The sequence below is a fragment of the Streptomyces sp. NPDC097981 genome (assembly GCF_040302565.1).
In the GTDB taxonomy this organism is placed as follows: domain Bacteria; phylum Actinomycetota; class Actinomycetes; order Streptomycetales; family Streptomycetaceae; genus Streptomyces.
This window is the reverse complement of sequence record NZ_JBEORW010000053.1, coordinates 40,369-52,053: the sequence shown is the minus strand read 5'-3', so window position 1 is coordinate 52,053 and position 11,685 is coordinate 40,369. Positions and strand designations below refer to the sequence as shown.

Here is an 11,685-nt window from a genome sequence, read left to right as displayed (position 1 = left end):
CCACGCCAAAATCCGGTGCCTCGGAGAGCAGGCCATGGCCGTCCTGAAGGGCTGGCGCCTGCTACGCAAGCTCCGCTGCAGCACCAACCGGATCACCGACATCGTGAAGGCCGTCGTCGTCCTTCACCACGCCTCAACCTGAGGTTGGAAAGGGCTCAGTGAGTCAGACGCACCAGCAGAACCACCAGTCACATTCTCACTGTCAGTAAGGCAGCACCTGAACAACCACACCGCCACCGACAAACCCAACGACACACCGGAGAAAAGGCAACCCCCACCATCGGGTGTATTCCGGGATCAGAACTCCCTCGACGAACTCGTCCAGCTTGTGCAGGTAGAGCGAGGTTCTCGGCCAGGCCCTCGGCCCCGGCGACCTCCTCGAATTCCTGCGCAGGGCTGGCCTTGACCCCGACGACGTCTGCCTCGACGACCCGCTCATCGAGTGGCGCGGCGGCGGACCAGCGGTATGGAGCCCCGGCCCCGACCAACAGTGAGATCAGCAGCAGGCGGGCCGCCACCCTCACCAATTGGCGGCCCGCACTGCTGCGCGGTCGGGGGCGCCGCCGAGCACGGCCCCAGCGACTGGGTCAGACCGCGGGCAGCGCCAAGTCGCCGATCGTCAGCCGAGGCTCGTACCCAGCGCCTGGATCACAGAGGTCCGGGTCCCTCCAAGTCCCGTAAATGCGTAGACAACAAATACAGGCAGGGGCCGGGCGGATAGATTCCGCCCGGCCCAATCTCACAGCCCATACAATCAGGCATGCGGCGTGGCGCAATTCAGAAATATGGCACCTACTCTGCCACACCTGTCTGATCCACTACTTCGACACCCGAATCCATCATACGCCGAGCGACTTGCGCCAGCAGACGATCATCCTCGATGATCAGCGTTGTGGATTCCTGCACGTCGGAGATCAGGAAAGTCTCTTCGCCGTCAATCAAAAACTTCCGGAGGATGAATCGCCCAGGAGGGGCATTCCATAGATGCTCGAATTCTGCCATGCTGGACATTATTGAGATCCTTTAATTCGGACCACGGCCGTATGGTCCACCATATCTGAACGTAGACCCGTCTCGCAATACTATCTGCGCTGATCGCTGCGGTGAGCCCAGAGATGTCTGCAGAAGTATATTTGCCCGATCCGCTTTGCTCGCGTATGGGAATGTGGGATGAGTGTGGTAGATCCACATCCTGTCAGCACCGGTGCCCATGTATACGGAGTGTTCTCCACCTGAGTACAGGTAGTACTGCCCGCCGCCCCCGTTCCTCCCGGGTCCGAGCTGGTAGACGAGTCCCCACTCACGATTAGTCGCATTTGTCAGCGCAGCCATCTCTGCGGGCGAGACGCGCCCCGATACGGGCATTCCGGTTCCGCCGGGCTCCTTAACGAGCCCTCGAAGAAGGTACGCCGTTTCGCTTGCTTCTGCAGCTACGCCCTTGGCGGCGATCGTTGAGAATCGACCGGCCGCAGCCGCTTCGGGGGCGAGGGGCCCCAAGGGGAGCGAAGCGAGCGCTGCCCCTTGCCCCGTCCCCTGGTCGAAGGCGGCACTGCTCAGGTTTACGCCGTGGTTCTCTGCGGCCTCCTTCCTCATTGCATCTCCGGCACATTCAACCTCGCCGAAAAGCTTGAATCCTCGGCAGGCGAAAGTGACCGTATCAACTATTCCGATTGAAATTCCCGCGGCATAGTCTCGATCATTTCCGAGTGGCTGAGAAACCCATTCACTGGTGCACTTTGCTCGATTACATGTGGTCTTTTTGTGTCCTGTGTATGGCCCGTTCCCCTTGGCGTTAACGTAGGTTCCCGTGGATCCGCTTTTGCCGCAGTAGATTCCACACCCCTTGTCGCTGGAGATGGGCTTTTTGTCCACAGGCTGGCCGTTGGTTTCACCGCCACCACCGCAGTACCCGTATCCGAAGCAGCTTTCGAGCCCGGTCGGGTCCATTTGCGAGATCGGGTTGCCGTTGGCGTAGGTGTAGCCGTTCATCTGCATCGGGTCGTTGATGTCGATGATCGGGTCGACCGAGATGAAGCGGCCCGTGGTGGATTCGTACTCCCGGGCGCCGATGTGTGTCAGGGCCGTGTTGGTGTCGTCGATGCCCGTGCCGAGGAAGGTGTGGCTGCCGGGCCAGTTGCCGGGCTCGGCTCCGCGGGGGTTGCCGTACGGGTCAGACTTGCGGCGGGTCACCGCCTGGCCGGCCGCCATGTCCACAGAGGTGGTGGCGGTGTTGTGGTGGTCGGCGAGCAGGGTCGACAGGCTGTGGCCCGTAGTCTTGCCGTTGGTGCGGCGGACAGTGGTGGGTGAGCCGGGGCTGCTGTAGTAGCGGGCCGCGTCCATGGCCTGGCCGGCCTTGTTGACGGTGATCTCGGCTTCGCCGAGGTAGAGGGTCCGGGAGGTGCCCTTCTCCTCGATCAGCCGGTTGCCGCCGGCGTCGTAGACGTACTTGGTCGCGGTGTCGGGAAAGTTCCACTGCTGGTTCAGCGCGTTGTCGGTGCTGCAGGTGTAGATGATCAAGTCGGTGCCGTCGGCGTCGTTGAGACCTGGGACGTCGAGGCAGTTGCCGGTCTTCGCGTTGTACAGGGACTTGTCGGGGCGCGAAGTGAACTTCTGGTACTCGTTCGTGCTGTCGCACGCCCGCAGGACTGCCTTGCCGCCTTCGGCGGTCAGGCACTTGCCGAGGGCCCGTACGGTGCCGTCGGTCATGCGCCACTGCTGGGCCTTCGTCTCCTTGCAGGACATCAGCTGGACGGGGGTACCATCCGCGGGGTTGCCGTTCTCGACGTCGAGGCACTTGCCGGACAGACCGGTCACGGCCACCGCACCGATGCCGGGGCTGCCCGCGGAAGTGAGCTTGTTGCGACGGTCCCAATTCAGGGTCTGGGTGTCACCGTCGATGCGACGGGTCGTCGTGTTGCCGGAGGCGTCGTAGGTGTAGGTGGACAGTGAGTTGACCGTGGAGCCGGGCTTGCGGGCCGTCTTCTCTACCTTGGTCAGGGCATGCGGCTGGGATCCCTCGTAGCGGTACGTGGTCTCGTCGTCGTTGGCCTTGTCGGTTAGGTCGTGGTCGATGAGCTTGGTGCGGTTGCCGATCGAGTCGAACCCGTACTCCTGCCAGAAGCCGTCACCATCAGGGCCGGGCGCGACATCGGCGAGGCTCGGGGCGGCGCACGTCTTTCCGGTCCAGGCGTTGGTGAGCTGGCCCATCGGGTTGTACGCGTAGCACTCGCGGTCGGTGGTGCCGTCGCCGCGGGTGTCCACGACGGAGGTGATGTTGCCCCCGACGTCGTACTTGTAGGAGACGTCACTAATCCGATTGGGGCCACCCGTTTCCCGGTCGCTGGTCGACTGGGTGAGCTGTCCGGTGCTCGGGTTGTATCTGTTGGTGGTCCACACGCGGTTCGGCGCACTGCCAGTGGTGGCCCGCAGGAGCTGCCCGAAGGGGCTGTAGACGGTTTCCGCGGTGTACCAGTTCAGGCCCGACAGGCTTTGGGGCATGCCGTCACGGTCATAGCGGCTGATCAGCTTCTCTGCCGCCAGGCCTCCGGGAGTGGCGGGGAGGGTTGCCGACTGGACCTTGCCCGTGGGCGTGTAGGTGGTGCTGTACGCGTAGCTGCCGGCGAGGCCCTTCGTGATGTCCTTGGTCGCGCCCGTGGCCGTGGACGTATCCGGGATCGTGATGCGCGAACCCGTGGGCCGGTACTCGGTGTCGTAGCCGGTGACCTCGGATTTGAACTGGACGCCGTCGACGTAGCGGACGGAGGCGACCGGCTTGCCCTTGGCGCCCGTCAGGGTGTCGAAGCTCCATGAGGCGATGAGGGTCCCGGTGGCGGAGTCGTCGCGGAGTTCGGTGGCGCGGCCGAGCGCGTCGTACACGGTGTACTGGGCGCGGCCGCTGGAGTCCTTGGCCCAGATCTGCTGGTCGAGCTTGTCGAAGCCGAAGGTCGACGTCCCGGTGTCCGGGTCGGTGGTGGAGATGGTGCGGCCGCGGGCGTCGTAGGCGTACGTCCACTGGTTGGCGGCCGAATCCTTGACCGAGGTCAGCTTGTTGCGGTTGTCGTAGGCGTACTCGGTCTTGTTCCAGGTGGTGCTGCCGATGTCGGTGGACGTCGCGTACTCGATGGCCTTGGTACGGCCCAGTGCGTCGGTCGAGGTCCGTGTGGTGCGGCTGCCCGGGAGGGGGATTTTTCCGGCCGCGTCCATGGAGGAGCGGGTGAGGGTCCAGTCGCCTGCGTACTGAGTGGTGGAGGAGTACTGGGCGACGCCCTGGTGCAGCGTGGTGCTACTGAGGGCTCGACCGCGACCGTCGTAGGCGGTCTGCGTGGAGTTCGGGATATCCGTCACGGAATCCGGTACGAAGATCTTCTCGTTCGGCGCGCCGTCGGCGTGGTAGCCGTTGTCGGTCTGGCGGACGGTGCCGTTCGCGTTGTAGAAGGTGTCCGTGATCAGGCGGCCTCCGCCGAGTGCCTGGCTCTGGGTCTGGCGCGGGCGGAGCAGGCCGTCGTAGATCGTGTTCGTTTTGGTGTAGGTGCCGTCGTCCTGCAGCGTGCCGCTGGTGACGATCGGAGGGGCGTCTTCCTTGATCTGGTAGCTGAAGGTGAAGGCTGCCTTGTCCGTGCCCGGCTTCTGCGACGGCGTGTATACGGCGGTGGTGCGGCCCAGTGCGTCGTACTCGGTGGTGACCTTGCGGCCGTTGGCGTCCGTGGTCTCCACGGGCGTGCCGCGACCAGGTTCGATCTTGGTCGTGGTGGTGTGGCCGAGCGCGTTGGTGCTGGTCACGGAGAACGCGGGGCCGGTGGCCGGGGTGTAGGCGGTGGTGAGCGGGTTGCCGGCGGCGTCGAGCACCTTGACGGGGCGGCCGAGGTCGTCGTAGTCGGTGCGTGTGGTGGTGATCCAGCTGGTACCGGCCGCGTCGTTCGTCTCGACCTGCCGGGCGAGTCCCTTGGTGGGCGCGGTGCCAAAGGCGTCGAGCGCGTCGTAGGAGGTGCGGGAGGCGGAGACCAGCGCGCCGGTGTCCTTGTGGGCGCAGTCGCCGGCGGTGGTTTTGAGGTCGCTGGGCAGGCCGATCAGGTTGTTGGTGGGGTTGTGGACGTAGGAGGTGGCCGTGCAGGTCTGCCCGACGATCTTCCCGTCGGGCTCGACCGCTTCGGTCTGGGCCGTCTTGACGAGGCCGTAGACGTCCTCGTGCTCGTAGAAGGTGCGTTTCGTCCGTGTTGCGCTGCCGCTGATCGTTTCGATCGTGTCCGTGCGCGCGGTGCCGGAGCGGTACGCCTCCAGGTCTGTGGTGCCCGATCGCTTACGCGTCGCGGTCTTCTGGCTCCACGGCTCGGTGAGCACGCGGGAGACGACGCTGCCGCCCGCCTTCTCGTACGTGATGGTCTCGAAGGCCTGTCCCTGGTACTGGCGCAGGTCCTTGCCGAAGTCCCGGGTGCCGGTGGAGTCCTTGACCGTGATCTCGGCGCGGCCGGCGTCGCCGGACATGCCGCGGAAGTAGCGGGTCAGGCTCTGCGACTGCTCCGTCGCCTGAGGGCCGCCCGGGTCGGACTGCACGCCCCGGGTGGTCACCACCTCGGCGTAGCCGCGCCACTGGTTGTAGGTGCGCAGCTCGGGCTTGGTGAACTCGTCGTCGTCCTTGGCCCAGGCGGCGTCGCCCTTGTACTCGTAGGCGGTGGTGACGTCGGGCTGGCGGCCGACGCGGTCCTTTTCGGTGACCTTGTCGACGACGTACTTGTTGAACCACTCCAGCGGAGGGTTGTCCAGGTCACCGTCGGGGGACCAGTGGGCGGGGAAGCAGCGGGTGGTGTTCTTGTCCGGCGCGGGGTGGGCTCCGCCGACGGGGCAGGGCGCCGAGTAGTCGACCTTGGTCTCGCCGCCGGTCTCGCTGCGGATGGTCTCCACCCGCAGCCGGTCGAAGCCCGGGGTCTTGTCCGTGGAGCTCGTGGCTACCCGGTTGGGCATGTCCACGGCGTTGGCGATGAAGGACACGGGCGGAAGCGGATCGCTGGGGTTGCCGTTTGCGCCGTAGCCGGTCCGGGTGATGGACTCCAGCCACAGCGGAGGGTGCGTGTCGGTGCGCTGCTTGGGGAGGGACTGGGCCAGCGACCACTGGTCGACCTTGGACAGTGCCGTGGAGCCGGGGGTGCGCTGCGCGTAGGTGGTGACGCCGGTGAGTCGCTTGCGGGACCAGAAGGTGGGCGAGCCGATGTAGCAGTTTTCGGCGTCCGCCTTGCAGTTCAGGGTGGACGGGGTGTCCCACCATGCCTGCTTGTCGCCGTAGTTCTTGGACTCGAACTGGGTGTCACCGCACTTGACGCTGCCTTCCTCCTTGCAGCGCTCCGCGACGGTGAAGTCGACGCGTCCGGCCGGGGCGCCCGCGAGGTTGTCGGAGCGCAGGCCGTAGAGGATGCGGACCGGGTAGCCGCCGCGGGTGTAGCCGACCTTGGCTGGGTCCTTCTCCTTGTACGCCTCGTTCCTGGCGTAGCGGTTCGCTTCCTTCGCCCAGTCGATGATCATGGCGTTGCCGTGGACGTCCTCGACGTAGTCGAGGTTCCAGCGCCACGCCTGCTGGCAGGCGGAGTCCGCGAAGGCGTCTTTGTGGCAGGGCTCCCCGGTGTGGTTGCCGAAGACCGGAACGGTGAAGACAGACTCTGTGCTGGTCCGCGCGTCTTCGCCGTGAGCACCGATCGACTGGCGGCCGAAGTGGTATCGGCTGCCGTCGCGGGCTGTGACGACCCAGTACTCGCCGTCCTGCGCGCCGTTGGTGGCGCCGGTTTTGCGCTCCACCTTGGAGCCGTCGTCGGAGGCTGGGATCCACTGCCCGGTGGTGTCGTCGTGGACGAGTTCGGTCGTCGTTCCGCCGAGTGACATGACCACGCTGTCGCCGGCCCAGCACAGGTCGGACTTCTTCTTGTCGCTGGTGTTGTCGTTGTTCGGTGCGCTCGGCTTGGCTTCGCGGTCATCGGCGCAGGAGCGGTAGCGGCGCTCGATGAAACCGGGGTTGTAGTCCCAGCCGTCGCCGATCCAGGATGCCTGGCCGTTGGTTGCGGACGTCTTGCCGTCGACCGCCTGGGAGGAATACGAGAACGCGATCTGCGGTGCCGGGCCCGCGGGAGGCGCCGGGATGTTCAGCGGGTAGGACCATGAGAAGCCGCCGCCGCTGCCACCTGCCGTCCAGGAACCGGAAGGTGACAGAGGGGTCGCCTTGTAGTTGCCGCCGGCTCCCGAACCGCTGTCGGAGGCGGCCAGAACCACTGGGCCTCCCCCGCCGACCGCCATGGTCCGCAGCCCCTGGCTCGGCGCTGTCGCCGGATCGACCGTGGCACGGACCGTTCCGCCGGCGGTGTCATTGGTGTTCGGAATGTCCTTGGCCACGGAGCATTCGGGGAGGGTCGGCGTTGTGAGGAAGCACTGCGGAAGCTGCTTCAGAGCCAGCCGGGTCGACCACTCGGTTCCGTAGAGGTCCTTGAACTGCTTGTAGTCCAGTTGGACGTCGACCGGGGTGGAACCGCCAGAGGGCGGCGTTACCGTGATGATCGCGCCGTCGACATCCGCGGCTTCCGTCGCCGTGCGCGCTTCGACCGCCACCGACCACGTGCCCGACGGGGCAGGTGGTGTCGGGTTGGTCTGCGTGGGAGATGCCTTGCCGATACTGACGGGCAGTGTGCCGGCCTGGACCAGCTGATTGCCTGAGTCCGCGGTCAGGGCGACGGGGGCGGACCCGGCGCTTGGCGGAGTGACCTTGGACGGTTCGTAGCCGGGAGGCGGCGGCGCCGCCACGCCGTCCCAGCCTTCGAGCTTGGCCGCGGCGACTTTGTCCAGCTTGGCCTTGAGATCCGGCTGCAGATCAGGGAGCTGGACGCCGCTGCGGTTACCCGGCGGCACGGCCCATGCCTGAGTGGGCAGCAGGGACGAGACGAGAAGCACGGACAGTGCGATGCCTGTCCGCCCGGCAAGGCGCGCGCGTGTTGCGCGCGCCTTTCTATTTCCGGGCAGGCGGAAATTATGCGCCGAGAACGGCGACATGTGGACCCCCCCACGAGCTGCCGCCGCGGCTATGGCACACGGGCGGCAGGAAACTGACAATGAGCCAGCTGATTCTGTGGCCAATGAAGGCGAAAAGCCATGGTTCCCAGATCCGATGTGGGCTTTGTCACCCTACGCGCCTCATATCGCCTGATAACCGGTGCAAACCTGCCCTAAATGCCAATCCAGCGACGTGGTTCCGGAGTGACGATGTCGGAGGGATGGTTCATGCTCGGCTCGCGCATCCTGTGCGTGAAAGGCGGGCGGGGAGCTCGCCGTTCATCTTTCGGGCGAGCAGCCAACAATGACGCGTGAGTGCCGAGGGTCGCGGAAATCCGCGCCCTGAGGGGGGAGAAGTACAGTCATGTCTGTCAGCGAATCCGTGGACCCGAGTCCACCAACAGCCGCTGAAAGTGATGCAGTTGTTGTGCCTCCGCGCCCTTGGTTCCGGCGCCGCCGGAGCCTGAGCGGCCTGGCCGCACTGCTCGCGGTCGCCGTCGCGGTACCAGTTGGCGTGCACCTCGGGGCGGGACGGCCCACGACGCAGGGGACCCGCGACGAGGCGAACATCGCCGCACCGCAGGCCCGGAGGCTGGCTGACGAGAGCGGCAAGGAAGTCGAGGTCACGGCCGAGCGCAGCGCAAACACCACCACCTGGGCCCAGCCGGGAGGCTCGTTCCGGAAGAAGGTGTACTCCGCCGCCATCCGGGCGAAGGTGGACGGGCAGTGGAAGCCGATCGACACCCGCCTGGAGCGGGTGGAGGGCGGTTTCGCTGCCAAGGCGGTCAACGGCCGAACCGTCTTCAGCGCCGGCACCAAGCGTGCTTCGCGAGGGGTGACGCGGGCGTCTCTGACGCGGGCGTCTCTGACGCGGGCGTCGTTGACGCAGGACACGCCCGGTACGGCCTGGACCGACCTCGTGCGCATGAACACGGACGGCCACGATCTCGTGGTGAGCTGGCCCGGAGCCCTGCCCGAGCCGGTCATCGACGGATCCCGGGCGCTGTATGAGAACGTCCGTCCCGGCATAGACCTGCTGCTGACGGCTCAGGACGGCGGCTACTCCCACGTCCTGGTGATCAAGGACAAGCAGGCTGCAGCCGACCCCCTGCTGGGTGAGCTGAAGTACCGGCTGGCTTCGCCCGACCTGACGTTTCAGCTGGATTCCGAGTCGGGCGCGGTCAGCGCACGCAACGACACTGGCGAGGAGATAGCGGGCTCCCCGTCCCCACTGATGTGGGACTCCTCCGGCAAGGTCACTACCACCGACAACGAGCCGGCCTGGAAGGCGACCGAGCTCTCCAAGCAGCACCCCGCCCTGGGCCTGCCCGGGCTGGCGGGCGCGGAGGGCGCCCGCGTAAAGGTCGCAAAGGCCGCGCTGGCCGACGGAGTACTTTCCCTGACACCAGACGGCTCACTGCTCAACGCACCGGAAACCGTCTACCCGGTCTTCGTTGACCCCTCCTTCAAGGGACACAAGCACGCTTGGACACTGCTGTACAAGACGGAGGGAAACTCCAGCTTCTACAACGGGCAGAACTACAACGCGAGCGGCACCAACGAAGCCCGTGTGGGATACGAGTCCACGACAGGCGGCACATCCCGGTCTATTTTCAATTTTGACTTCGGCGGCGAGCTGTACGGTGCTGCCATCGAGTCGGCCGCCGTCTACGCCCTACAAACGTACTCGTGGTCCTGTGACCGCAAGGCGATGGACATCTACTCGACCCCGTACATCACCTCGTCGAGTACGTGGAACAACACCAACACCGGCGCCTACTGGAACCGGAAGGTCGCCACAGAGATGGCGGGCTATGGCTACAACAGCTCCTGCCCTGACAACTGGATCGCCCCCGACATCAAGGGACTGGTCACCGACGCCGCGAACAGCGGTTGGGGCGCGCTGTCGCTGGGCTTCGCCGCCCCGAACGAGTCGGACTCGTACTACTGGAAGAAGTTCATCGCCAACGGCGAGACCGCCCCGTACGTCGACATCGTCTACAACCACCCGCCGGACATCCCGATCGCCGCGAACATGCAGACCTTCCCCGGCGGCCCGTGCCTGACCAGCGGGGCCGGAACCAGCATCGGCAAGACCAACGTGACCTTCCAGGTCAAGGCCAATGACCGCGACGGCGTCGAAACCCTCAAGACCGTCCAGATCGAGGTGTGGGACGCCGCCAGCGGACAGCAGATCTACAACCAAACGCCCACGCCCAACAGTGACGGCGTGGTCACCGCGGAAGTCCCCTGGGACAAGTTCACCTCGGGTCGCAAGTACTACTGGCTCTCCCGCACAGTTGACAAAGACAACTTGGGATCAACCGGCAGTGGTCCCCTGGACTCCGGCAGCAGCGGCTGGTGCACGTTCACCGTCGACCACGTCGCCCCGCCCGCTCCTACCGTCAGCTCCGTCCAGTTCCCGCCGCCCCCCGAATGGAGCGTCGAGTACGCCGGGACGAAGGACCAAGCGGTCGACGTTCGTGGCAGCGGCGCCAAGGCCGAGGAAATCCGCGAGTACCAGTGGAGCCTGAACCGACCCCTGTTCGACCAGAAGGCCACACCGACCAGCGGTGACCTGGCCACCCTCAAGCTCCAGGTCGACACCACCGGCCCCAACACCCTCTACATCCGAACCGTCAGCAAGGCGGGGAACATCTCCCCACACACCGCGTACCTCTTCTACGTCAAGCCCAAGGCAGGCCAGGACGGCCCCGGCGACGTCAGCGGCGACCGGCACCCCGACATCCTCGCCATCGACAAGGACGGCAACCTGCGCACCTACGCCGGCGACGAGAAGGGCGACACCGACGCCTACCTCCCCGGTGCCGTCGACAACGGCGGGCCTGCCCCCGCGGGCTACTGGAAGGACCCGGTGACCGGCAAGTCGGCCCTCATCGCCCACTCCACCGACTGGTACCCGGGTGACGGTCTCACCGACCTCGTGGCCCGGATGCCCGACGGCAAGCTGTACGTCTACCCAGGGATCGGCACAGGCCAGTTCGACATCAGCCGCCGCATGGAGGTCCTCCTCCCCGCGAGCGCACCCGACCCCGCGACGTTCCGCCAGATCGTCGCCACCGAAGACGTGACCGGAGACGGTCTCCCGGACTTCTTCGCCATCGACACGGCCGGCGGCTTCTGGGCCTTCTCCGGCTACACGGGATCGAGCTTCGTCTCGTACAAGAAGATGGCCGCCAACTGGGCGCCCCGCGACATCGTCGGCGTACGCGACGTCAACGGCGACAAGATCCCCGACCTCCTCTTCCGAGATGACGCCAACCACGACCGCGGACTCGTCCTGCGCAAGGGCAAGGCGGGGACGAACGGCGGCGTGGACCTCACCTCGCTCGAGTCCGCGGCCAAGTCCGAAGGCGGCGCGGACAGCACGTACGCCACGACCGGCTGGAGCCGCGCCGAAGTTCCCATGCTCCTCGGATCGCCGGACACCAACGGAGACGGCATCCCGGATGTCTGGTCCGTGGACACACTCGGAAACCAGTGGCTCTTCTGGGGCGGAGCCTCCGCGCTCGGAGCAGCGGCCGGCCGCGACGAGGACGGCTGGAACACCTTCCTCGCCATCGGTTAACTCCCACAAAGCCAACAGCAACGCCCATGACGGCGCCCGGCCAAGACCTCCTGGCCGGGCGCCGTACAGCTGCC

Annotated in this window: 3 protein-coding genes and 1 pseudogene; 2 read left to right on the top strand and 2 right to left on the bottom strand. The window is 66.0% G+C overall.

What is annotated here, in order from left to right:
• Positions 1 to 142: pseudogene (locus ABTY04_RS34875) on the top strand (IS5/IS1182 family transposase); the annotation flags it as partial.
• A gap of 650 nt (positions 143 to 792) precedes the next feature.
• On the opposite strand, the gene ABTY04_RS34870 reads toward ABTY04_RS34875, so the two are convergent.
• Positions 793 to 1,002 carry a hypothetical protein gene (locus ABTY04_RS34870; protein ID WP_352217458.1) on the bottom strand — a complete coding sequence of 70 codons (210 nt, stop codon included), beginning with the start codon at positions 1,000 to 1,002 and terminating at the stop codon, positions 793 to 795.
• A gap of 21 nt (positions 1,003 to 1,023) precedes the next feature.
• Positions 1,024 to 7,923: a ricin-type beta-trefoil lectin domain protein gene (locus tag ABTY04_RS34865; RefSeq protein ID WP_352217457.1), complete on the bottom strand. Its 6,900-nt coding sequence runs from the start codon at positions 7,921 to 7,923 to the stop codon at positions 1,024 to 1,026.
• A 526-nt stretch (positions 7,924 to 8,449) separates the two neighbouring features.
• Between ABTY04_RS34865 and ABTY04_RS34860 the strand changes: the two genes are divergently transcribed.
• Entirely contained in the window at positions 8,450 to 11,611 is a 3,162-nt protein-coding gene (locus ABTY04_RS34860; RefSeq protein WP_352217456.1) for a DNRLRE domain-containing protein, read from the top strand.
• Positions 11,612 to 11,685: the final 74 nt, after the last annotated feature.